General features: G+C 68.4%; 18 protein-coding genes. 7 read left to right on the plus strand and 11 right to left on the minus strand.

Annotated elements, in window-relative coordinates:
* Nucleotides 1-124: 124 nt before the first annotated feature.
* From KUV62_RS02665 to xylB, 5 genes are all read right to left on the minus strand, one after another.
* Nucleotides 125-862, minus strand: coding sequence for a Crp/Fnr family transcriptional regulator (locus KUV62_RS02665; protein ID WP_222602121.1), 738 nt, complete (start codon nucleotides 860-862; stop codon nucleotides 125-127).
* A complete protein-coding gene (locus KUV62_RS02670; RefSeq protein WP_222602122.1) occupies nucleotides 862-1842 on the minus strand; it encodes a hypothetical protein in 981 nt (326 codons plus the stop codon). Before KUV62_RS02670 ends, KUV62_RS02665 begins: the two co-directional genes overlap by 1 nt.
* Complete coding sequence (locus tag KUV62_RS02675) at nucleotides 1839-2360, minus strand: (2Fe-2S)-binding protein (protein ID WP_222602123.1); 522 nt, start codon at nucleotides 2358-2360, stop codon at nucleotides 1839-1841. Before KUV62_RS02675 ends, KUV62_RS02670 begins: the two co-directional genes overlap by 4 nt.
* On the minus strand, nucleotides 2357-5173 hold the full coding sequence (locus tag KUV62_RS02680; RefSeq protein ID WP_222602124.1) for a xanthine dehydrogenase family protein molybdopterin-binding subunit: 2817 nt from the start codon (nucleotides 5171-5173) through the stop codon (nucleotides 2357-2359). Before KUV62_RS02680 ends, KUV62_RS02675 begins: the two co-directional genes overlap by 4 nt.
* A gap of 729 nt (nucleotides 5174-5902) precedes the next feature.
* The gene (gene xylB / locus KUV62_RS02685; RefSeq protein WP_222602125.1) at nucleotides 5903-7354 is read right to left on the minus strand and encodes a xylulokinase; all 1452 of its coding nucleotides are present in this window, start codon (nucleotides 7352-7354) and stop codon (nucleotides 5903-5905) included.
* Between the two features lie 294 nt (nucleotides 7355-7648).
* Between xylB and murJ the strand changes: the two genes are divergently transcribed.
* Both murJ and KUV62_RS02695 read left to right on the plus strand, forming a co-directional pair.
* Nucleotides 7649-9196 carry a murein biosynthesis integral membrane protein MurJ gene (gene murJ / locus KUV62_RS02690; protein WP_222602126.1) on the plus strand — a complete coding sequence of 516 codons (1548 nt, stop codon included), beginning with the start codon at nucleotides 7649-7651 and terminating at the stop codon, nucleotides 9194-9196.
* A gap of 11 nt (nucleotides 9197-9207) precedes the next feature.
* Complete coding sequence (locus KUV62_RS02695; RefSeq protein ID WP_222602127.1) at nucleotides 9208-10695, plus strand: phospholipase D-like domain-containing protein; 1488 nt, start codon at nucleotides 9208-9210, stop codon at nucleotides 10693-10695.
* A gap of 112 nt (nucleotides 10696-10807) precedes the next feature.
* Here the strand turns inward: KUV62_RS02695 and KUV62_RS02700 are convergent, their stop codons facing one another.
* Nucleotides 10808-11494, minus strand: coding sequence for a rhomboid family intramembrane serine protease (locus KUV62_RS02700; RefSeq protein ID WP_222602128.1), 687 nt, complete (start codon nucleotides 11492-11494; stop codon nucleotides 10808-10810).
* Nucleotides 11495-11573: 79 nt separating this feature from the next.
* Here KUV62_RS02700 and trpS point away from each other — a divergent pair, with 79 nt between their 5' ends.
* Nucleotides 11574-12608, plus strand: coding sequence for a tryptophan--tRNA ligase (gene trpS, locus KUV62_RS02705; RefSeq protein WP_222602129.1), 1035 nt, complete (start codon nucleotides 11574-11576; stop codon nucleotides 12606-12608).
* Between the two features lie 126 nt (nucleotides 12609-12734).
* On the opposite strand, the gene KUV62_RS02710 is transcribed toward trpS, so the two are convergent.
* Together KUV62_RS02710 and KUV62_RS02715 are read right to left on the minus strand one after the other, a co-directional pair.
* Nucleotides 12735-13361, minus strand: coding sequence for a hypothetical protein (locus tag KUV62_RS02710; RefSeq protein ID WP_222602130.1), 627 nt, complete (start codon nucleotides 13359-13361; stop codon nucleotides 12735-12737).
* A 71-nt stretch (nucleotides 13362-13432) separates the two neighbouring features.
* Nucleotides 13433-14407: a DMT family transporter gene (locus tag KUV62_RS02715; protein ID WP_222602131.1), complete on the minus strand. Its 975-nt coding sequence runs from the start codon at nucleotides 14405-14407 to the stop codon at nucleotides 13433-13435.
* 139 nt (nucleotides 14408-14546) lie between these two features.
* Here KUV62_RS02715 and KUV62_RS02720 point away from each other — a divergent pair, with 139 nt between their 5' ends.
* Nucleotides 14547-15479 carry an ABC transporter ATP-binding protein gene (locus tag KUV62_RS02720; protein ID WP_222602132.1) on the plus strand — a complete coding sequence of 311 codons (933 nt, stop codon included), beginning with the start codon at nucleotides 14547-14549 and terminating at the stop codon, nucleotides 15477-15479.
* A 5-nt stretch (nucleotides 15480-15484) separates the two neighbouring features.
* Nucleotides 15485-16246: an ABC transporter permease gene (locus KUV62_RS02725; protein ID WP_222602369.1), complete on the plus strand. Its 762-nt coding sequence runs from the start codon at nucleotides 15485-15487 to the stop codon at nucleotides 16244-16246.
* A gap of 4 nt (nucleotides 16247-16250) precedes the next feature.
* Here the strand turns inward: KUV62_RS02725 and KUV62_RS02730 are convergent, their stop codons facing one another.
* Nucleotides 16251-17312 (minus strand): YeeE/YedE family protein, encoded by a 1062-nt coding sequence (locus KUV62_RS02730; protein WP_222602133.1) that lies wholly within the window; start codon nucleotides 17310-17312, stop codon nucleotides 16251-16253.
* 194 nt (nucleotides 17313-17506) lie between these two features.
* Here KUV62_RS02730 and KUV62_RS02735 point away from each other — a divergent pair, with 194 nt between their 5' ends.
* On the plus strand, nucleotides 17507-17941 hold the full coding sequence (locus KUV62_RS02735) for a cupin domain-containing protein (protein ID WP_222602134.1): 435 nt from the start codon (nucleotides 17507-17509) through the stop codon (nucleotides 17939-17941).
* An 82-nt stretch (nucleotides 17942-18023) separates the two neighbouring features.
* Nucleotides 18024-19256, plus strand: a complete 1233-nt coding sequence (locus KUV62_RS02740) for an MFS transporter (protein WP_222602135.1) — start codon at nucleotides 18024-18026, stop codon at nucleotides 19254-19256.
* A 278-nt stretch (nucleotides 19257-19534) separates the two neighbouring features.
* On the opposite strand, the gene KUV62_RS02745 is transcribed toward KUV62_RS02740, so the two are convergent.
* Nucleotides 19535-20986 (minus strand): D-alanyl-D-alanine carboxypeptidase family protein, encoded by a 1452-nt coding sequence (locus KUV62_RS02745; RefSeq protein WP_222602136.1) that lies wholly within the window; start codon nucleotides 20984-20986, stop codon nucleotides 19535-19537.
* A gap of 300 nt (nucleotides 20987-21286) precedes the next feature.
* The gene (locus KUV62_RS02750) at nucleotides 21287-21985 is read right to left on the minus strand and encodes an HAD family hydrolase (RefSeq protein WP_222602137.1); all 699 of its coding nucleotides are present in this window, start codon (nucleotides 21983-21985) and stop codon (nucleotides 21287-21289) included.
* Nucleotides 21986-22046 lie beyond the last annotated feature (61 nt).

Consider the following 22046-nt stretch of genomic DNA (forward strand, 5'->3'; position numbering starts at 1 on the left):
ATTCCCACCGAACCGCAGCATTTTCGCCAAGAGGCCCACGCCTCCGGAAGATCTCCTGCCGGGTTCGCTGTGAGACACGGGTTCAGCAATCTATCGCCTACCACCACGCCCTGCCCTTCCCGGCTCAGGCGCTCCGTCGCTTGCCCTGTCCGTCCGGAGTCTCGGGCGCCCCCTCCGGCATCTCCGGCGCGGTGCCTGCGCCACGGCCCAGCGCTGCGAGGCTGGGCTCCTGCTGCAGGATCCGCACCTGCCCCTTCGCGACATCGATGATTCCCTCGGCCCGCAACCGGCCCAGCGCCTTGTTCACGCTCTGGCGTGAGCAGCCGAGGATCTCGGCCAGTTCTGCCTGGTTGGCGCGCACCCGGTCGCGCCCGTCGCACATGATCCGCAGCCGCTGAAACAGCCGCTCCTCGAGTGAGCCGTGCTGGTCGAGCACCTTGACCGCGTTGTCATGGGCCAGTCGCGCGCGGAACACCGAGGCGAGGTTGCGGATGAAGAGCGGCAACCGCATGAACTCGTTGAACACCGGGGTCGGGCAGAAGAGCAGCGTCGTCAGGGGCTGCGCGAAGCACGAGGCGATGCAGGGCTCCGCGGAGAGGCTCTCGAGCTCGCCCACGATCCCGCCGGGCCCGTAATGGGCAACACGCGTCTGCTCGCCGCCCGGCCCGGAGACCACGACGTCGATGCGGCCATGCGCCACCATGAACAGCCCCGGCGACATCTGCCCCTGCTCGAGAAACAGCTCGACCTCCTGGCAGATCCGCAGCTCGGACCGGTTGAGAAACTCCGCGCGCAGCTCCTGCGGCAGGTCTGCGAGCAGCGGCGCGCGCAGCAGGTGCGGATAGGCCACGGCATTCTTCATCAACGCGCGTCGCCCTCGAGATAGGCGCGGATCTCGCGGACGTTGCAGGCGGGCTGCACGGGGTCGGCGCAGCACGAGCGGATCTCCCCCAAAGCCGCGCCATAGATCTCGCCCCAGGCCTCTTCCGAGAGGCCGAAATAGGGCGGCATGGCATGGCTGAGCGGATAGCTCTGCGCCGCCTGATCGGCACCCGCGACCGGCGCGCCGGTCATCCGGGAGGCCAGCTGCCCGCAGGATCCGGGCTTTTCCGCCGCCGGATCGGGCGGGGTCAGCAGCCCGGTGCCGATGCGGTGGCAGCCAAGGCAGGTGTTGTCGCGCGGCAGCATCTCGTGGGTCGGCCAGTCGGAGAAGCCGAAGCCCGCGTCGACATGGGCATAGGGCCCCAAGGGATTGCTTGGAACGTGGCCCCAGACCTGCCCGACGAAGGGCGAGTACATGAACGGATCGTTGTCGTGGCACGTCCCGCAGCCATCGGCGACCACGGTCTCCGGCGCGGCCCAGAAAGCCTCGCTGGCCGGGTCGGTCGGCGACGGCACCGAAGCGCCGCTGACCGGCGCGCCCTCCGCGCCCTTGGCCTGGAACCAGCAGGTCGCGCCGGTGGCCGGGTTGTGGGCGATGACGTCGATCTCGTCGAAGGCGGAGCTGTCGACGCTGCGGAAGCGCTTCTGCCGGCACATCACCGAGACCTGCGCGGTCTCGGTCGAGAGGTTCAGGATGCGCGAGAACGGCACGCATTGCCCGTCCGAGCCCGGCCCGTTGTCGAGCAGGCCGGGGCGATCGCAGGTCGCAGGCGCGCGGTCGGTGATCTCGATGCCGTCGATGGTGATCGGCACGGTGACACCCTCGGCGCAGTCGAAGCCGGGGATCGGAGCGATGGCCGCCGCGCAGGCGGCGCCGTAGACCGCGTGCGGTGACTGGGCGTTTGCCGGGGCTGCGAGGGCGCAAAGCGCCATCCCGATGGCAACGAAGAGGGTTCTCATAGCTCGATCGCCTCCCCCGCGTTGACCGCCTCGGCCAGCCCGCGCAGCGCCTCGAAATAGCGCACATAGCCGGTGCAGCGGCAGATATGGCTGCCGATCGCCTCCATCATCGCCGCTTCCAGCTTCTCCGGCGGCACCGGCTGCGCCTGCAGCCCGGACAGGAAGATCCGCGCCGCCATGACGAAGCCCGGAGCGCAATAGCCGCACTGGAAGGCGAAGTGGTCGAGGAAGGCCTGCTGCACCGCGTCCGGCTGGCCGTCGCGGGCGACGCTCTCGATGGTCGAAACCTGGGTGCCGTCGAGCGTCGAGAGCGCGGTGGAGCAGCTGATCGTCGGCGTCGGCGCGAGGCTTGGCGGCTTGACCACCTGCACGGTGCAGGCCCGGCAGACCCCGATGCCGCAGCACAGCTTGGTGCCGGTGAGGTTGAGCTCACCATGCAGGAAATCGAGCAGCGTCTCGCTGCCGCGGCTGTCGGGTAGCTCGAAGCCGATGCCGTTGATAGTCAGGCGGATGGTCATGGCGAAAGCCCTTCGAGGATTTTCTCCGGGGTGATCGGCAGCGAGGCGAAGCGCAGGCCCGTCGCGTCGCGCAGCGCGTTGGAGATCGCCGGCGGGATCGAGCACATCACCGCCTCGGCGATGCCGCGACCGACTCGCGGACTGCCCGGCGGCGGCGGCAAGATGATCAGCTCCTGCGCCCGCGCGCCCGGCGCGTAGCGCGTCTTCAAGGGCACGTCGCCAGCGCGAGATACGTGGTAGCGGTTGAGGTTCCAACGCCCGTCGGCGGGGCCCTCCATGCCCGGCGGCATGTCCTCGAGCAGGCTGTAGCCGATCGCCATCGCCACGCCGCCCTGACTCTGCCCCGAGACCAGCTCGGGCACGTGGATGTGGCCGGCATTGAGCACGCTCAGCACGTTCTCCACCTGAACGATCCCGGTCGCGCGGTCGAGCGTCAGCCCCACCACGTTGACGCAGGGCGCCCAGACATAGCGCGAATAGCGCGCCGTCTCGGGCGCGGGATACTGGCCATTGGCGCGCGGGATCGGCTGCGGCGCGGTCTTGCTGCCGTGGTAATAGGCCAGCCCGTCGAGCTGCAGGCGCAGCGTGCCGCCTTGGGTGTCGTAATCGGCCTCGACCCACTGGTTCTGGAAATAGGCATGACCCAGCGCGCCCGTGGGCAGCCCCAGATCGTGGATCACCTCGGCCAGCCCCGCCAGCGTCAGCGGCTCGCCTGGCCCCTCCACCGGCCGCAGGGCCCCGTGTTCCCAGACCACATCCTCGGGCTTAAGCGGGCCCTTGCCCCAGAGCTTTGCCGCCGCGACAAGCAGCGAGCCGCCGAGCAGCGCCTGCGCCACCTGCTGCACGGTGTTCACCTGGTGCAGCCCGGTGAGGCAGGCCGAGGAGGAGCCGGTGCCCTTCTGCGTCCACATCGGATCGTGCCAGCGCTTCGGGTTGCTGCTGTCATCGCTCAGCCCGGTCTGCGGGAAGAGCCTATAGCCGCCCATCTCGACGCGGGCGGCGTTGGCCCCGAGAATCGGCCCGATGGTGACCCCGAGCGTGGTGGCCGAACCATTGCCCATGTCGACCGCGTCCGATTGCACCGTCAGCGTGCCATCGCGCTCCAGATGCACCGCCGCGACCATGCCGTCGCCCGAGGTGCCGTAGGCCTGCAGCGACATGGCGAGCCCGGTGCCGTAGCTCCGCCCCTCGGCCTCGTGCGCGGCCTTGATGGCGGAGCGCTCGGCCCAGAGCGGGTGGGCCTCGGCCATGTCGAGCATTTCGGGCAGGCTCAGCGATTGCTCGATGGGGCCGCCGGTCACGGTGGTGTCGCCCTCGGCGATCAGGTTGGCGCGGCGCAGCGCCAACGGGTCCCAGCCCTGCGCGGCGGCGAGATCGTCGAGCGCGGTCTCGATGGCGAAATAGGCCTGCGGCCCGCCGAAGCCGCGCTGCGAGCCGCCCGAGATGTTCTCGGTGTGCAGTGCCTCGGCGTGGATGTCGGCCATCGGCAGCCGGTAGCTGCCCCCAGCGCAGAGCGCCCCCAGCGAGGCCACGTAGGGCGAGAGGTTGCGCCGCCCGCCGCCATCGAAACTCATCTCAAGCTGCACCGCCTCGAGCCGCATGTCGTCATGGGCATAGAGCGTGCCTTGGGCGCTGGTGGCGTGGCGCTTGAGTCCGACGCGGAACTGCTCGAACCGGTCATAGGCGAGCCGGACCGGGTTGCCCTCCGCGAAGGCCACCGCCAGCGCCAGCATCAGCGAGAAGGGCGAGCTGTCGCGCCCACCGAAGCCTCCGCCGGGGTAGCAGCTGTGCAGGGTCACGCCCTGCAGGTCCGGAATCGGAGAGCCCGCGCTGCCGAACATGCTGCCGATGTTGCGCACGTCGCCATCGGGCGACTGGGTGCCCAGCACCAGCTGCATGTCGTTGCTCGAGGGGTCGATCCAGGCGAGCCCCGCCTCGGGTTCCATGAACATCGGGTCCATCGCCCGCATCTCGGCCCGGATCGGTTGGCGGATCAAACCGGTCGCCGCGTCGAGCGACTTGCGGATGCGGGCCTGCACGCCGGGGGCCTCGCGGGTGTAGGTTTCGGCATCGACGCCGGCATAATCGAAGCCCGGCGCCTTGACGTAGAGCGTGCGCGGATCGAACGGCTGATCCGGCAGCGGCGTGCCCTCGGGGCCTGCGCCGGGCCCGTAGCGCTGCACGATGCCGTCATCCCCGGCGAGAAACCTTCGCGCCGCGCGATAGCCGGAGAGGCTGTCGAAGAGCAGCAGCGCCACCGCCTGCCCGAGAAAATTCGGCGTCGTTCCGGGCATCACCAGCAGGTCGAAGCTCAGCCCGTCGGGCAGGTTGAAGCTGCCGCCCTTGGCGGCCTTCTTCTGTTCTTCGGTCTTGTTCGCCAGAAGGTCGTCGACATGCAGATCACGGTTGAACTGAACCTCGGCGTCAAACAGCGCGGGATCGAGATCGCTGCCGAGGATCACCCGCGTGGGCGTTGCCTCGGGCGGTAGGGCCGCAAGGTCGAGCCCGAGAAAGGCCTCCTGCGTGCTGCGCGCCCGGATGTAGAGCGCATGCCATTGCCGATCCGGCCAGCCCGCCATGTCGCGCGCGTGGAAGTCGCGGGCATAGATCTTCTGCCCGGTGACCTTGGCCAGCCCCTCGACGCGCTGCGCCGCGACACCGGGCACCGGTCCGAGCGCCGAAGGGCGCTCTGGCGCCGCCGCCGCGGCGGGGCACGGCAGGCCGAGGACGCGCAGCGCAACCACGCCTGTTGCGGTCTTCAGGAAGCTGCGACGCGAAATCCGCGCCGCGTCGCTGGCCGACAACGCTGGCATGTTTCTTCCTCCCGTCACGACCCCGACGACCCGCATAGCCGCCCATCCAGAGCGGTCATGTAAATCGTGTTCAGATCATGCAAGAAGCCTGCCGGGTGTTTTTTCAACCGTCAAGTGACGTGACACGGATCCCTTGCACGGAGGAGGCGACAGGGGCGCTGAGGGAAACAGTGGAGGGCATTTTGCGGCAGGGACAGGCTGCGCCGCTACGCAAAAGAGCGGGCCGAGACGCAAAACGGACCGGCCCGGACGCGGGCGTTACCGACCGCGTCCGACCCGGAAGGCCACGACGGCCCATCACTCGTACTCCTGCATCCGATGCCAAAGCACCGGCACACGCCGACCGCAGCCGCAACATGCGGCGACGCTGCAGGTCACACCTCATCCGCACCGATGGCGAAAAACCATGCCAACGGCCGGGCGCAGGTCGGCGGCGACGCAGCCCGAAACACGACACACTCCTGCGCCGCCGCCAAACTCGCCTGCCGGTCAACTTTCGAAGGAACCCCAGAAGCCTTCCGAGCGGCAAGCATCAATGCAGGCACAGTGACACGCCCCTCCCGCTTCGAGAACCGGCAATTATCGCGAGATGTCAGCGCCTTGACATATGCGGTTTGCATAATGTTAGCGCGGTTTCGAGAGCGCCGGACGGCGCGCGATCCGCTCGCGGTTGAGCTTCGCGGTGCCGGGTCGGGGCAGATCCATCGCTCCGAGGGGCACCGCCCGCGCTCACTGGATGGCGCGGATCGGGGCATAGGCGGCACGGAACCGCGCATAGGCCTCGTCGAAGGCAGGGACCAGCCCGGGCTCCGGGGCGATCTCCTCGCTGACCTGCGGCGGGGTCATCACCTCATCGATGCCAGCCGCTCCCGACGCCACCATGCCAAGCCGCGCCGCGCCCAGCGCCGCGCCGAACTCGCCGCCCGCGGGCAATTCCAGCGTCACGTCGAGCGCCGTGGCGATGAGCTTGAGCCAGTAGCGCGACCGCGCGCCGCCGCCGATCGCCATCAGGCGCTCGAGCCGCAGGCCGGTGGCGGCCAGCGCCTTATGGCTGTCGCGCAGCCCGAAGGCCACGCCCTCGAGCACCGCCCGGGCGATGTCGTCTCGGCTGGTGTCGGCGCCCAGCCCGGTGAAGCTGCCGCGGATCTCGGCATCGTTGTGCGGGGTGCGCTCGCCCGAGAGATAGGGCAGGAAGCGCACCCGCCCCGGCGCCTGCAGGGTCTCGCCCAGCGGCGCGGTGAGCTCGGCGGGCTTGGCGCCGGTGATGCGCGCCAGCCAGTTCAAGCTGTCGGTGGCCGAGAGCATCACCCCCATCTGGTACCAGCGCGCCGGCACCGCGTGGCAGAAGGTGTGCAGCGCCGTCTCCGCCGCCGGGTGATAGCCGTCGCGCGCCGCCAGCAGCACGCCCGAGGTGCCGAGCGAGACAAAGCCCTGCCCCTCGTTCATCGTGCCGATGCCACAGGCCGCGGCGGCGTTGTCGCCGGCGCCGCCCGCGACCACCACCGAGGGGCTCACCCCCCAGCGCGCCGCCAGGTCCGGGCGCAGCGTGCCCCCCGCCTCGCAACCCTCGACCAGCCGCGGCATCTGCTCGCGGCGCATGTGCCCCGCCGCGAGCAGCGCCTCGGACCAGTCGCGCGCGCCGGTGTCGAGCCAGGAGGTGCCGGCGCTGTCGGACATGTCGGCGAAATGCTCGCCGGTCAGGTAAAGGTTGAGATAGGCGGTGGGCAGCAGCACCTTGTCGATGCGGGCGAAATTCTCCGGCTCGTGGGCACGCACCCATTCGAGCTTGGGCGCGGTGAAGCCCGGGAAGACGATATTGCCCGAGAGCGCGCGCACGCCGTCGGTGGCATCGAGCCGAGCGGCCTCCTCGTGGCTGCGGGTGTCGTTCCAGAGGATGCAGGGCCGGATCACCGCGCCGGAGGCATCGAGCAGCGTGGCGCCGTGCATGTGCCCGGCGATGCCGATGCCCCTGAGGCCGGCGAACTCTGGATGCGCCGCGCGCAGCTCCTCCGCCGCCCCCTCGAGCGCCGCAACCCAGTCGGCCGGATCCTGCTCCGACCAGCCCGATCGCGGATGCGCCGCGCTGTAATGGCGCTCGGTCGAGCCGAGCGGCTCTCCGCGCTCGTCCACCAGCAGGGCGCGCAGCCCCGAGGTCCCCAGATCGATACCAAGATAAGCCATGACCTCTCCCTTTCGCCGGACGGTCTCCGCCGGGTCGGCGCGCCCTTGCGCCGCCGCCCTGCCCCTCCTCCGGTCTTGATGCCCGCGCCACGACGGCGCCCGTTGTCCCGCGGAGTTCTGCCCGCCGATGGTAGCGCTGGTCAAGCGGCGATGCGCGCGTGGCGGCGGCCCGGCGCTCCGCTGCCGCATCTCCGGGCGGCATCCCGCGATGCCCCCTTCCTCCACCCAGCGCGATCGGCTACCCATTGGCAAAGGCCGACACCTAGGAACGGCCATGCGAGGGCCCGAGCAGACATGAAACCCATCCGCCTGATCTCGGGCATCCTCACCGTCGGCTTCTGGACGCTGGCCAGCCGGGTGCTCGGCGTCACACGCGAGATCCTGATCCTCGCCTATATCGGCCCCGGCCCGGTGATGGACGCCTTCGTCGCGGCGTTCCGCCTGCCCAACATGTTTCGCCGCTTCTTCGCCGAGGGTGCCTTCAACGCCGCCTTCGTGCCGATCTTCTCGAAGAAATACGAGGGCGAGGAAGACCCGCTGCTGTTTGCCCGCGATGCGCTGAACGGGCTGGCCTTCGTGCTGCTGATCCTGAGCGCGCTGGCGCTGATCTTTATGCCGGCGCTGGTCTGGGCCACTGCCGGCGGCTTCGCCGGCGATGAGCGCTTCGCGCTGACCGTGGGCTATGGCCGGATCATCTTTCCCTACATCCTGTTCATCTCGCTCTCGGCGCTGTTTTCCGGCGCGCTGAACGCTACCGGCCACTTTGCCGCCGCCGCTGCGGCGCCGGTGCTGCTGAACATCTTCGTCATCATTGCCATGATCGTGGGCGCGGTGGTCGGCGGCGACGTGATCCAGTGGCTGGTCTGGACCATCCCGTTTGCCGGCATCGCGCAGCTGGCGCTGGTCTGGGTCGCCGCCGAGCGCGCCGGGGTGAAGGTGCGCCCCGGGATGCCGCGGCTCACCCCCGACATGAAGCGGCTGGTGCGCGTCGCCGTGCCCGCGGCGCTGGCCGGCGGCGTCATGCAGATCAACCTGCTGGTCGGCCAGCAGGTGGCCTCGCAGTTCGACAAGGCGGTGGGCTGGCTCTACGCCGCCGACCGGCTCTACCAACTGCCGCTGGGCGTCGTCGGGATCGCGGTGGGCATCGTGCTGCTGCCCGACCTGTCGCGCCGGCTCAAGGCCGAGGATGACGGCGGCGCGCGCCATGCCTTCTCCCGCGCCGGGGAGATGGCGCTGGCGCTGACCGTGCCGGCCGCCGTGGCACTGATGGTGATCCCGCTGCCGATGGTCTCGGTGCTGTTCGAGCGCGGCGCCACCTCCGCCGATGACAGCGCCGCCATCGCGCTGGCGGTGGCGATCTACGGGCTCGGCCTGCCGGCCTTCGTGCTGCAGAAGGTGCTGCAGCCGCTGTTCTTCGCCCGCGAGGACACCCGCACGCCGTTTCGCTACGCGCTGTGGTCGATGGCGGTCAACGCGGTGATCGCGGTCGGGCTGGCGCCGCTGATCGGCTGGATCGCCCCGGCCATCGCCACCACCGTCGCCGGCTGGGTCATGGTGCTGATGCTGGGCATCGGCGGGCGCCGGATCGGCGACACCGCCCGCTTCGACCAGCGATTCCGCCGGCGCATCTGGGGCATTCTCGCCGCCTCGGTCACGATGGGCGTGATTCTCTGGGGAACCTATCTGCTGCTCGATCCGTTGCTCACCAGAGACTATTGGCGCTACCCGGCGCTGCTGGTGCTGCTTGTCGTGGGGATGGTCTCCTACGGGGCGGCCGGGCAGCTCTTCGGCGCCTTCCGGCTCTCGGACTTCAAGGCCGCCCTGCGGCGCAAAAGGACCTAGTACGGACAGACATGACCCTGACCTCGCTGATCACCGCCGCCGAAGGCTTTCCAGCTCTGGAGAAACTCGCGGCTTCGGCGCGGGAAGAGCTGGTGATGTCGTTTCGCATCCTCGATCCCAAGACCCGCCTGCGCACGCCCGAGCTGACCGAGCGCGGCCTTGAAACATGGGCCGACCTGCTGGCGATGCTGTCGGAGCGCGGCGTGAGGATCCGCATGGTGCTGTCGGATTTCGATCCCGTCTTCGCCTCCGACCTGCACCGTCTTGCGTGGAGCTCGGCCACCGGGTTTGCCTCGGCGATGAAGGGCGACGTGCAGATCGTCTGTGCGCCGCATGGCCAGATGGCTGGCCCGCTCTGGCGGATCTTCATGCGCGGACGGATCGCGCGGATGCTGAACAAGCTGCGCTCGGAGGACACCGGCAAGCTCACGCCCGTGCAGCGCGCATTGCTCAAGGGCCCGGCGCGGCTGCGCCCGGTGACCATCCACCAGAAATTCGCCGTCGCCGACAACGCCCGCTGCATCATCGGCGGGCTCGACATCAACGAGCGCCGCTACGACACTCACGAGCACGATCGCCCGCCGGAAGAGACCTGGCACGATGTCTCGATGCAGGTCGATGACCCGGACTTTTCCGCAGCGCTGCGGGTGCATTTCTCCGACACCTGGAACGACGCGCTCGATTGCGGCGTGGCCTGCGTCGGCGACGAGGCCGAGCGCATGGACACCGGCACCCGCCCGCAGCCGCCCGCCGACCTGCGCCTGATCCGCACCGTGTCGTCGCCCTGCCCCGGTCCGGCCCGGCTTGCGCCGCGCGCCAAGGTGCAGGATCACGAGAAGGCGCTGATCGCGATGATCGGCGAGGCGCAGCACCACATCTATATCGAGACCCAGTTCCTGCGGCACCGGCCCGTCGTCGACGCGCTGGTCAAGGCCGCCGAGCGCGCGCCCGAGCTGCAGTTGGTGATCATCCTGCCCCCCGCCGCCGAGCGGGTGCTATTCAGCAGCGACATGGGCTGGGACGCGCGCCACGGCCACGGCCTTCAGACCGAGGCAGCGCACCGGCTGACAAAGGCCTATGCCGAGAACCTCGCGATGATCTCGCCGGGGCAATCGAGCCCCGCCAAGGACGGCGAGGCCGACGTGCTCAAGGCCGGTCCGATCTACGTGCATTCCAAGGTGACGCTGGTCGATGACCGCGTGGGGATGGTGGGCTCGGCCAATCTCAACGGCCGCTCGCTGCGCTGGGACACCGAGGCCTCGGTGATGTTCCGCCGCCCCGAGGACGTCAAGGCGCTGCGCGAGCGGCTGGCAAAGATCTGGCTGGGGCCACGGCTCGGGGCTCAGAGCACCACCTTGGCGCGCACCTGGCGGCAGGCGGCGCTGGCCAATGCCGCGGTCGAGCCGGGCGAGCGCGAAGGCTTCGTGCTGCCCTACCCCTCGGCCACCGGCAAGGATTTCTCGCGTCGGATGCCGATCCTGCCTGACGACATGTTCTGAAGCGGCGCCGTCGTCCCTCCGGTCGCGGCGCAGTGGCAACCCCTGGTCGTGACCCTGGGCCGGGTTCGGATCGCAAAACCGGTCGTCGCTGGGTGATGGCTTCGGTCGCGCCTCAGTCGCGGCGCAGCTTGTCGAGCAGCCGCGCCCATCCGCCGGGCACCAGCAGCAGCGTCAGGGTGAAACCGGTGGCGAAGCCCGCGAGATCGGCCACCCAGTCCTTGCTGCCGCCGAAGATCAGCCCGAAGACCAGCTGGATCGCCAGCAGCATCCCGATCAGCGAGAAGGCCCGCACCTGCTGCGCACCCATCTGCCCGAGCCGCAGCCAGAGCAGGTAGGTGAAGCCGCCGATGAGGCCGTAGACTGCCGGGAAGGCGCCGATCAGCGGCACTTGGGTGTCGACGATCAGCCCGTAGGCCAGCGCGCCGGCGAAGGTCGAGGCAAAGAAGATCACCACCGTGCGCAGCGAGCCCAGCGCCTCGGCCACCATCTTGCCCATCGCCAAGAGCATGACCCCGGCAAAGAGCGCGTGGGTGAAGCTCGCATGCACGAAGGGATAGCTGAAGAAGCGTACCAGGTGCTCGGCGGGGAACTGCCCCGTCGCCAGCATCCAGCGCAGCACCTGCCCGAAAAAGGCGAAGCGCTCGAGAGCCTCGAGCCGCCAGCCCAGCGCCGCCGGCCCGCCGATCAGCCCGTATCCGCCCAGCGAAAAGGCCGCCTCGACCCCCACGATGACGATGAACAGCGCCATCACCACCGGCGGCATCGGATTCAGGGGCGGTTCGTTATGCGGATGCACCATTGGTGGGGGCTCTTTCTTGACGGCATGTCAGGGCATGGGTAAGCCAGCCCCACCCGAATTTCCAGACGGAGTTGAGCCCATGTCCGAGGCGGCCCAGAGCAATCCCGCCTTCACCCCGCGCGTGTTTTCCGGCATCCAGCCGTCCGGAGGCCTGACGCTCGGCAATTATCTCGGCGCGATCAAGCGCTTCGTGGACATGCAGGGAAGCGGCATCGAGACGATCTACTGCGTCGTCGACATGCACGCGATCACCGTCTGGCAGGATCCGCAGGCGCTGGTGCGGCAGACCCGTGAGCTGACCGCGGGCTATCTTGCCGCCGGTCTCGACCCGGCGAAGTCGATCCTGTTCAACCAGAGCCAGGTGCCCGAGCACGCCCAGCTGGGCTGGATCTTCAACTGCGTCGCACGTCTGGGCTGGATGAACCGGATGACCCAGTTCAAGGACAAGGCCGGCAAGAATGCCGAGAAGGCCTCGCTGGGGCTCTACGCCTACCCGGCGCTGATGGCCGCCGACATCCTGCTCTACCACGCCACGCAGGTGCCGGTGGGCGAGGACCAGAAGCAGCACGTTGAATTGACCCGCGACATCGCGGCAAAGTTCAACCACGACTACGAGACCGAGTTCTTCCCGATGACCGAGCCGGTGATCGAGGGCGCGGCGACGCGGGTGATGAGCCTGCGCGACGGCTCGAAGAAGATGTCGAAGTCCGATCCCTCGGATGCCAGCCGGATCAACATGACCGACGATGCCGATGCCATCGCCAAGAAGATCCGCAAGGCCAAGACCGATCCCGAGCCGCTGCCCTCGGAGGCGGCGGGCCTCGCCGAGCGCCCCGAGGCGCGCAACCTCGTCAACATCTACGCGGCGCTGTCGGAGCAGTCGGTCGATGCGGTGATGGCCGATGTGGGCGGCAAGGCGTTCTCGGAGTTCAAGCCGATGCTGGCGGATCTCGCGGTGGCCAAGCTGGCGCCGATCTCGACCGAGATGGCGCGCTACATGGAAGATCCGGCCGAGATCGACCGCATCCTCGCCGATGGTGCGGCACGGGCCCGCAAGATCGCCTCGCCGATCCTGCAGAAGACCTACGAGATCGTCGGCATGGTCGGGGCATAAGCCCACCCTACCGATAAAGGTGGGCGCCTGAGCCCACCTGACCGCCCGAAAGATTTTTCCTTTCGAAAATCTTGGCCCCGGGGTTTGACGAAGAGTTCCCGGATGAAATCTCTTCGCGCCCCGCCCTCAGCCCTGAACCGCGATCCGGGCCGAGAGCCGCAGCGCGTGGCTGGCATCGCGCGCCTGCACCGGCATCACCGGATCATAGGCGGCGCGCAGGAGCGCCCCGATCTCCGGTCGCAGCACCACGCGGCCATCCTCGAGCACGCCCAGCGGCGAGCGCTCGGCGAAGGCGCGCTCGGACCAGAGCAGCATCACCTGCACCACCTGCGCCAGCGCCAGTTCCTCGGCAGGCTGTTCGGCCAGCGCGTCATCGACCCGCAGGAAGACGAAGGCGGCCTTGATCGCGCCCTGCTGGTCGAAGCGGAAGGCGCGGTACTGGTTGGCGTCCGCGCCCTTCAGCTTCGCAACCAGCGGCTCGAGATCCTCGATCAGCCGCCCGAGATCCGGCACCTCGAGAAGCTCCGACCAGTCGCGGAAGAAGAACACCATGACATTGGCGCCGAGCTCGGGATCGGTCTCGGCCATCTTGGCGCCGGCCAGCGCGCAGATTGCCTCGAAGGCACCCTTGATCACCGACAGCGTCTCGTCCTCGACCCCGAAGACGATGGGCACCAGCGGCCGGCCCCAGCGGGCACAAAAATAGCTGCCGTCATTGCGGGTGAAGAGCGGTTCGATCTCCTGCGGCTGCATCGGGTCTCCTTGAGCGCTGTCTGGTCGGGCGCCGCGCTTATAGGGCAAGCGCCGCGCCGGTTGAAGCGCTGTCAGCGCCGGCCCCAGAGCCTGCGCCGCCCGGGCGCCGGGCTGTCCTTCTTGCGCTCGCGCAGGAAGACGAAGAGCCCCGCCCCCACGATCAGCGCGCACCCGACCCAGACATTGGCCCCCGGCCACTCGCCGAAGATCAGCCAGCCCCAGAGAATCGCCAGCGGCAGGCCGACATACTCGAACGGCGCGATCGTCGCCGCCGCCGCCAGCCGGTAAGCGGCACTGAGCGCGTAGCCGACGAAGCCCGAAAGCGTGCCCAGCGCCAGCAGCACCATCGCGTCGCGCATGTCGGGCATCACCCAGGGCCGCAGCAGGAAGCGCAGCGCCTCGCTCTCGAAGCGCTCCGCATAGCGCCCGTCGCCGGCCACCAGCCAGAAGCCGAAGGCCACCACGAGGAAGGTCGCCTGCAGATAGACCGCCAGCGCCGAGGCCCGCGTGGTCAGCCCCAGCCGCCGGGTCAGAACCTGCAGCATGGCGTAGAAGAACGCCGCGATCACCGGCAGCAGCAGAACCACGCGCGAGACCTCGAGATCGTCCTTCCACGGCTGCTGCATCACCAGCACGCCGAGAAAGCCAACCACCACCGCGCCAAGCCGCAGAGGCCCGACCTTCTCGCCGAGAAACGGGATCGACAACAGCGTGATGAAGAGCGGCGCCACGAAGAACAGCGCCGTGACCTGCGCCAGCGACAGCACCGCGAAGGCGGCGTAGAAGGTCATGTTGGCGAGCACCACCAGAAGCCCGCGCAGCATGTGCAGCACCGGCGTCTCGGTGCGCAACAGGTGCCAGCCGCCCTCGACCTTCACCAGTGTCAGCGTGATCACCAGCCCCATGCCGGCGCGCGCGGCGACGATCTCGTGCAGCGGGTAGCCGCCCGAGAGCAGCTTGATCAGCATGTCGTTGACCGAGATCGCGGCCACGCCAAGACAGATGAAGAGGATGCCCAGCCCCGGGCGGTCGGAAAGCGTGTTCATGGCCATCTTGCTAGAGCGCGGGCGCGCCGCGCGCCAGCGGCAAAGCGTGGCGCACAGATGGGCCTGCGCGCTCGCACGTTGCGTTTTGGCGCTATCAGACTAGGTTCCGGCACCACAAGACAGGACGGAAGGGACCGCGATGGCGATGGTCGAACTGCGGCAGGTCCGCAAGGTCTATGACAGTGGGTTCGAGGCCCTGAAGGGCGTCGATCTCGCGATCGAGAAGGGCGAGATCCTCGCGCTGCTCGGCCCCAACGGCGCCGGCAAGACGACGCTGATCTCCACCGTTTGCGGGCTGGTGACGCCGAGCTCGGGCAGCCTCACCGTGGGCGGGCATGATGTTGTCACCGCGTATCGCGCCGCGCGCTCGCTGATCGGGCTGGTGCCGCAGGAGATCAGCCTTGAGCCCTTCGAGAAGGTCGGCAACGCGGTGCGCCTGTCGCGCGGGCTCTTCGGCAAGCCCCGCAACGACGCGCTGATCGAGGAGATCCTCCGGCGCCTGTCGCTCTGGGACAAGCGCGACACCCCGATCCGCGCTCTCTCGGGCGGCATGAAGCGCCGGGTGCTGATCGCCAAGGCGCTGAGCCACGAGCCCGAGGTGCTGTTCCTCGACGAGCCCACGGCGGGCGTCGATGTCGAGCTGCGCCGCGACATGTGGGAGATCGTCGCCGATCTCAAGGCGCGCGGCGTCACCATCATCCTGACAACCCACTATATCGAAGAGGCCGAGGCCATCGCCGACCGCATCGGCGTCATCAATCACGGCGAGATCCTTCTGGTCGAGGAGAAGGCCGGGCTGATGAAGCGGCTCGGCCGCAAGGAGCTGCGCATCGAGCTGGCGGAGCCAGTAAGCGCGGTGCCCGAGGCGCTCTCTGGCCACAGCCTGCGCCTCGAGGAGGAGGGCCGCGTGCTGGTCTATGATTACGACACCTCCGCAGAGCGCACCGGCCTCGCCCACCTGATGGCCGAGCTCAGCGCCGCCGGCCTCAGCGTGCGCGATGTCGACACCCGCAAGAGCACGCTCGAGGACATCTTCGTCGATCTCGTCAAGCAACAGGAGGGCGCGGCATGAGCGGCATGAACTGGCGCGGCATCTGGGCCATCTACAAGTTCGAGATGATGCGGTTCTTCCGCACCCTGCTGCAGAGCTTCGTCTCTCCGGTGATCTCGACCTCGCTCTATTTCGTCGTCTTCGGCACGGCGATCGGCGGCCGCATCGACCAAGTCGAGGGAGTAAGCTACGGCGCCTTCATCGTGCCCGGTCTGATCATGCTGTCGGTGATCACGCAGGCGATCTCCAACGCCTCCTTCGGGATCTACTTCCCCAAGTTCATCGGCACGATCTACGAGCTGCTCTCGGCACCGCTGAACTTCCTCGAGATCGTCATCGGCTATGTCGGCGCGGCGGCCACGAAGGCGCTGTTCATCGGGGTAGTGATCCTTCTGACCGCGTCGTTCTTCGTCGAGATCCAGATCCTGCACCCGCTGGCGATGGTGGCCTTCCTGCTGCTCACCTGCCTGAGCTTCGCGCTGCTGGGCTTCATCCTCGGGCTCTGGGCGGGCAATTTCGAGCAGCTGCAGCTGGTGCCGCTTCTGGTGGTGACACCTTTGGTCTTTCTCGGCGGCTCGTTCTACTCGATCTCCATGCTGCCCTCGGCGTGGCAGACCGTGGCGCTGTTCAACCCGGTGGTCTACCTGATCTCGGGCTTCCGCTGGGCCTTCTTCGGCATCGCCGATGTACCGGTGGGGCTGAGCCTGCTGGCCATCGCGGCCTTCACCTTGCTCTGCCTCGGGGTGATCTGGTGGATCTTCCGCACCGGCTGGCGGCTGCGCTCCTGACCCCTCAGGCCGGCGCGCAAGAGCGCCGGCCACCCATCAGAAGATCGGTGGTCATGCCGCCGATCCACATGCAGAACAGCGCCAGCCAGGCGGTGCCGACGAAGATCGACCCGCCTGTCACGCCGGCGCCGATGGCGCAGCCCCCGGCCAGCATCCCGCCAAAGCCCATCAGCACCGCGCCGAACATGGCGTTGCGCAGCGGCGTCGGCCCGTCGAAGCCCTGCACCTTCAGCTCGCGGCTCCACGCCGCGGCAAGGAAGGCGCCGAGGAACACGCCGGGCACCAGCCCGATGTCGAATTCCAAAACCGCGTTGCGGTCGAGGAAGAACATCAGCGTATGCGCCGAGGGGCCGCTGAAGGTGGCGCTCTCGATCTGCACCGGCTCGAAGGCGAGGTTGGCCAGCGTGTAGGTCAGCACCCAGCCCAGCGCCACGGCGAAGCCCACGCCCGAGGCGAAGACCAGCCGCCTCGCGCCGATGCGGTTGCGCCGCGACAGCTCCAGCGCCAGCACCGCGATGGCGAGCCCGATCACCAGCCCCGCCTCGCGCGGCAGGTGCGCCGCCGCCAGCAGGTCCATGTTCCGCCCGCCCGAGGTCACCCAGAGCCCGGCGATGCGGTCACGCCAGGGCGCCAGGATGCCGCCGAGGCTCATCTGCGCCACCACCGCGAAGATCAGCCCCGAGATCACCGAGCGCAGGTTGCCCGTCGCCGCCATCACCAAGAGCCGCCCCGAGCAACCATTGGCGAGCACCATGCCGGCGCCGAACATCAACCCGCCGATGATCGCCCCCGACCAGCTCCCGGGCACCGCCATCATGCGCGCGTTGGAGGCATCGAACACGCCGAGGAGCTGCGCCCCCTGTACCCAGACCAGCGCCGTCGAGAAGGTCAGCAGCCAGACCGCCACCCGGTCCTTCATCTCGCCGCGCGCGAACTCCACCACTGCCGCGCGCAGGCAGAAACGCGAGCGCTGCGCTGCGACGCCGAACACCACGCCGGTGATCAGCCCGAACAGCGCCGCGGTGGGGCTTCCCCCAAGGCGGTCGACCAGCGAGACAAGGTCCATGACGGCATCCTCCCATGCGATTGGCGGGGACTCATGCCCGCATGCGAATATGTTGTCCTTGATTCAGGTCATGCGCGCTGCCGCGGCCTCCCGACGCCCGCAGCACCGTCCCTTCGCGACATCGCGGTCGCAATCCGGCGCGACGCACCCTCCCCGCCGGGCTATCCCGTCTCAACCCCGCAGGAGGATGCGCCATGTCCGAGATCCAGACCGATCAGAATTTCACCTCGCAGGTTGCCGCGCTGGTGTCGCTGGCGGTGATGGCCGACGCCAGCGTCGCGCCGCTCGAGGGCGGCGAGGATCCGGCCTTCGGCACGGTGCGCTGGCGGACCCTGTTCAGCGGCGAGCGCACCGCCACCACCGGCATGGTGCTTGGCATTGCCGAGTTCGGCCCGCTCGGCACCCTGCTGCCGCACCGCCACGGCCCGGCGGAGATCTATTTCGGCCTCTCCGGCGCCGGCATCGTCACCATCGACGGGGTGCCGCACCCGATCGGCCCCGAGATCGCGCTCTTCATCCCCGAGGATTCCGAGCACGGAACCATCGCTGGCACCGAGGGGCTGCGCTTCCTCTACGTCTTCCCGCGCGACCGCTTCTCCGACGTCGAGTACCGCTTCTCGCAGGGCTGACCGGCGCGCCGCACCGCGCCCTGTGCGCTGGCGCGCAGGAAGCCGTCTCGCCAAAGCCCGTCAAAGCGCCTAAGCCTGAGCCATGCCCCGTATCGTGCCCCTTGCCGCGGCGGGCGCCCTGCCGGTCTGGCGGCGGCCCGTGACGCTTCTTTTCCTCATGGCCATCGCCATGCCGCTCAGCTTTGCCACCTGGTCGGCGCTGCTCAACAACTTCGTCATCGACGCGGCGCAGTTCGACGGCTCCGATATCGGCTGGCTGCACACGGTGCGCGAGATCCCGGGCTTTCTCGCGATCGGGGTGATCCTGGTGCTGCTGGTGATGCGCGAGCAGGTGCTGGCGCTCTCCGCCCTCACGCTTCTCGGCGCCGCCACCGCCGCCACCGCCTGGTTCCCCTCGATGGCCGGGATCCTGGTCATCACCATGCTGAGCTCGATCGGCTTCCACTACTACGAGACCGTGAACCAGAGCCTGCAGCTGCAATGGCTGCCGAAGGACCGCGCCCCCCAGATGCTCGGCTGGCTGCTGGCGGCGGCCAGCGGCGCCACCTTCCTGGCCTATGTGGTGATCGTGATGACCTGGGAGGCGCTCGGCCTGTCCTACAATAGCGTCTACATGGCCTCGGGCGGGCTGACGCTGGTGATCGTCGCCTATTGCGCCTTCGCCTTCCCGCAATTCGAGAGCCCCAATCCGCAGCGCAAGAGTTTCGTGCTGCGCCGGCGCTACTGGCTCTACTACGCGCTGCAGTTCATGTCCGGCGCACGGCGGCAGATCTTCGTGGTCTTCGCCGGCTTCATGATGGTCGAGCGCTTCGGCTTCGCGGTGCACGAGGTCACCGGGCTCTACCTGATCAACCTGATGGTCAACCTCGTCGCCGCGCCGCTGCTCGGCAAGGCGGTGCACCGCTTCGGCGAGCGCCGGGTGCTGATCTTCGAATATGTCGGACTGACACTGGTGTTCCTCGCCTATGGCGGGCTCTACTGGTTCGGCTGGGGCGTGCTGCTGGCCTCGATCCTCTACGTGATCGACCACATCTTCTTCGGCCTGGCGCTGGCGCTGAAGACCTATTTCCAGAAGATCGCCGACCCGGGCGACATCGCTCCCACCGCCGCCGTGGCCTTCACCATCAACCACATCGCCGCGGTCTTCCTGCCCTTCCTGCTGGGCTATCTCTGGCTGGTCTCGCCGGGCGCCGTCTTCGGCCTCGCCGCGGGCATGGCGCTGATCTCGCTCAGCCTCGCACTGATGATCCCGCGCCACCCCGAGCCCGGCAACGAGACGATCTTCGCTTCCCTCACCCCCGCCCCGGCGGAATAGCCTCGCCACAAGCGCCAGCCCCCGCGCCCAACCGCCCTCCCCTTCTCTGGTTCGACAAATACCTCGGGGGAATCGCGGCGCAGCCGCGATGGGGGCAGCGCCCCCGACTGCCCTGGCCGGCCCCGCCGGGCCAGGGCTCCCAAAGCGCAGCCCGCAGGGCTGCCCCACCTGACAGAACGCCCTCTCCGCAAAAGAAAAGCCCCCGATCATACGACCGGGGGCAAGGCTCTGGAGGTCCGCGCCGGACGTGGCCGGCGCGCTCTTTCAAGCTCCGGGGCTCAGCTCGGCCCGATCATGAAGCAGGTCACCTGCCGGGCCTGCAGCCGGCGGCAGGCGAGATCCGCGGTCTCCCGGCTCAGCCCCATGAAGTTCGCGTCATAGCCGGAGCTGCGGTCGATCACCTTGCGCAGCGAGCCATCCAGCGTCGAGGTTTCCATCAGAGCGGTCTTCAGCAGCACCTTCTCGGCCGCGTATCGGCTGGGATAGCGGCCGACATTGATGCCCCAATGGCGTCCTCCGGAGGTCGAAAGCCGGGTCACGACCTCCTGCGTCTCCTGCGCCGGGGCTGACACCGCAACCGCTTCCGCCTCCGTCGGCGCCGCCGAGGCGGCCGCCAGCAGGATGCCCTGCGGCCGGCGCACCGGCTTGATCGAGGCGCTCGGCGCGACCTCGGAGGCATCCGCGGCGGGAACGACCGCCGCCACCTCGACCTCGGACACCGCGATTTCCTCCGCGGTCTGCACCTTGGCGAGCACCGTCTCGATATCGCTCTCCACGCTGGCCACCAGCGGCGCGATCTCCTGGCTGCTCGGGCCCGGACGCGATTGCGGCCGCAGGCTGCGGGTGACCGCTGCCGAGACCACGCGGATGGTCTTGCCGCGGGCGCCGTCCGGCGACGGATCCGCACTGCGCGCGACCTCGACCGAGCCAAGCCCTCGATTGCCGAGATAGGGCGGCTTGCCCGGCGCGCGCAGCGCGACGCGGGTCTTGGCACGCTTGAAGCCGAGATCCATCAGCTCCGCCACCTTGGCATTGCGCGACGCGGTGGAGCGGCCGCCGAAAACCGTGGTGATCACCCGCTCGCTGCCGCGCTCGGCGGAGGCCACGAGGTTGAAACCCGCGGCACGGGTGTAGCCGGTCTTGATGCCGTCGGCGCCCTTGTAGGCTCCGAGGAAGCGGCGGTTGGTGTTGTAGACCTCGTGCATGCCAGCATGGGTCGTGATGCGCGAGAACAGGTTATAATACTGCGGGTAGTCGTAGATCATGTGCCGACCCAGCAGCGACATGTCCCGCGCCGTCGACATGTGACCGGTCTCGGTCAGGCCGTTGGCGTTCTTGAACGTGGTGCGGCTCATGCCCATTGCCTTGGCGGTGCGGTTCATGCGCCGCGCAAACGCCGCCTCGCTGCCGGCGATGGCCTCGCCGATCGCGGTGGCCGCATCGTTGGCCGATTTCACCGCCGCCGCGCGCACCAGGTAGCGCAGCTTGATCTTCTGCCCCGAGCGCAGCCCCAGCTTCGAGGGCGGCTCTGCCGCGGCATTGCGCGAGATGGTGACCACCGTGTCCATGGTCAGCTCGCCGTTCTCCACCGCCTCGAAGGCGATGTAGAGGGTCATCATCTTGGTCAGTGATGCCGGGTGCAGCGGGGTGTCGGCATTCTCGGAATGCAGCACCTCGCCGGATCTGGCATCCATCACCATCGCCGCGTAGGGCGCAGCGAGCGCGCTCATCGGAGCAGCGATGAGGAACCAGAGTAGTGTAAAAAATTGCAGGCCTGCTCGGCCCGGCCTTTTCTGCCTGTGCCGTCCCGTCACGGTATCCGCCTTCTTTGCCTCAGTGTTCCCGGTTTTTCCGGTGAACTTCTCGTTATGATTGTTTGAAAGCGTAGCACGGAAGATCTTATCGCGGAAGACCGCAATATGTTGATTTTCTGCCTCTTTCAAAGGCAGCCGATTCCACATCTTGGGGGCCGTCGCCGGTCAACCGACTATCACGGCGATTGAGGCGAAAATGTGGCACGCGCGCCCGCCTCAGCCGATCTCCTCGACGAGACTCACCAGCCCCCCAAGATCGACCAGCTCGACAAAGCGCGGGTGCGCCGGCTTTTCGGCGGCCTCCAGAGACCACATCAGCTCATGCGGCACATAGACCCCCCAGCCGCCCGCCTCGATGGCCGGGCGCACGTCCGATTTCAACGAGTTGCCGACCATCATCGCGCCCCCTGCCCCGCCCGGAGAGCCCGCGAAGATCCGGGCGTAGGTCTCTGGCTGCTTGTCCGAGACGATCTCGACCGCGTCGAAGAGGTCCCCCAGCCCCGACTGCGCCAGCTTGCGCTCTTGGTGCAGGAGGTCGCCCTTGGTGATCAGAACGAGATGATGCCCGCCCGCCAGCGCCTCGACCGCCTCGCGCGCGTGCGGCAGAAGCTCGATCGGATGCGCCAGCATGTCCTGCCCGGCCTTCAGGATCTCGCCGATGACATGCCCCGGCACCCGCCCGTCGGTGACCTCGATCGCGGTCTCGATCATCGAGAGCACGAAGCCCTTCACGCCGAACCCATAGTGGCCGATGTTGCGCCGCTCCGCCTCGAGCAGCCGCGCGTCGAGATGATCGGTCTCGGCGTGATCCTCGAGCAGGTCCGCGAATCGCTCCTGCGTCAGCTTGAAGAAGCGTTCGTTGTGCCAGAGCGTATCGTCCGCATCGAAACCGATTGTCTGCAAATTCGCGGCCATCAGGCGAAGACTCCGTGCTATGCCCTTTTCTCCGGGCGATCCCCGCTTTATATAAACGCTT

This window comes from Salipiger bermudensis (assembly GCF_019801965.1).
Classification (GTDB): Bacteria; Pseudomonadota; Alphaproteobacteria; order Rhodobacterales; family Rhodobacteraceae; genus Salipiger; species Salipiger bermudensis_A.

Excerpts from the sequence above, each read along its gene's own strand:
- KUV62_RS02665 (WP_222602121.1), bottom strand. The coding sequence starts at position 862 with ATGAAGAATGCCGTGGCCTATCCGCACCTGCTGCGCGCGCCGCTGCTC.
- KUV62_RS02730 (WP_222602133.1), bottom strand. The coding sequence starts at position 17,312 with ATGGACCTTGTCTCGCTGGTCGACCGCCTTGGGGGAAGCCCCACCGCG.
- KUV62_RS02680 (WP_222602124.1), bottom strand. The coding sequence starts at position 5,173 with ATGCCAGCGTTGTCGGCCAGCGACGCGGCGCGGATTTCGCGTCGCAGC.
- KUV62_RS02745 (WP_222602136.1), bottom strand. The coding sequence starts at position 20,986 with ATGAGCGCGCTCGCTGCGCCCTACGCGGCGATGGTGATGGATGCCAGA.
- KUV62_RS02715 (WP_222602131.1), bottom strand. The coding sequence starts at position 14,407 with ATGAACACGCTTTCCGACCGCCCGGGGCTGGGCATCCTCTTCATCTGT.
- murJ (WP_222602126.1), top strand. The coding sequence starts at position 7,649 with ATGAAACCCATCCGCCTGATCTCGGGCATCCTCACCGTCGGCTTCTGG.
- KUV62_RS02740 (WP_222602135.1), top strand. The coding sequence starts at position 18,024 with ATGCCCCGTATCGTGCCCCTTGCCGCGGCGGGCGCCCTGCCGGTCTGG.
- KUV62_RS02695 (WP_222602127.1), top strand. The coding sequence starts at position 9,208 with ATGACCCTGACCTCGCTGATCACCGCCGCCGAAGGCTTTCCAGCTCTG.
- KUV62_RS02710 (WP_222602130.1), bottom strand. The coding sequence starts at position 13,361 with ATGCAGCCGCAGGAGATCGAACCGCTCTTCACCCGCAATGACGGCAGC.
- KUV62_RS02750 (WP_222602137.1), bottom strand. The coding sequence starts at position 21,985 with ATGGCCGCGAATTTGCAGACAATCGGTTTCGATGCGGACGATACGCTC.
- KUV62_RS02670 (WP_222602122.1), bottom strand. The coding sequence starts at position 1,842 with ATGAGAACCCTCTTCGTTGCCATCGGGATGGCGCTTTGCGCCCTCGCA.
- KUV62_RS02720 (WP_222602132.1), top strand. The coding sequence starts at position 14,547 with ATGGCGATGGTCGAACTGCGGCAGGTCCGCAAGGTCTATGACAGTGGG.
- KUV62_RS02735 (WP_222602134.1), top strand. The coding sequence starts at position 17,507 with ATGTCCGAGATCCAGACCGATCAGAATTTCACCTCGCAGGTTGCCGCG.
- KUV62_RS02700 (WP_222602128.1), bottom strand. The coding sequence starts at position 11,494 with ATGGTGCATCCGCATAACGAACCGCCCCTGAATCCGATGCCGCCGGTG.
- KUV62_RS02675 (WP_222602123.1), bottom strand. The coding sequence starts at position 2,360 with ATGACCATCCGCCTGACTATCAACGGCATCGGCTTCGAGCTACCCGAC.
- xylB (WP_222602125.1), bottom strand. The coding sequence starts at position 7,354 with ATGGCTTATCTTGGTATCGATCTGGGGACCTCGGGGCTGCGCGCCCTG.
- trpS (WP_222602129.1), top strand. The coding sequence starts at position 11,574 with ATGTCCGAGGCGGCCCAGAGCAATCCCGCCTTCACCCCGCGCGTGTTT.
- KUV62_RS02725 (WP_222602369.1), top strand. The coding sequence starts at position 15,485 with ATGAACTGGCGCGGCATCTGGGCCATCTACAAGTTCGAGATGATGCGG.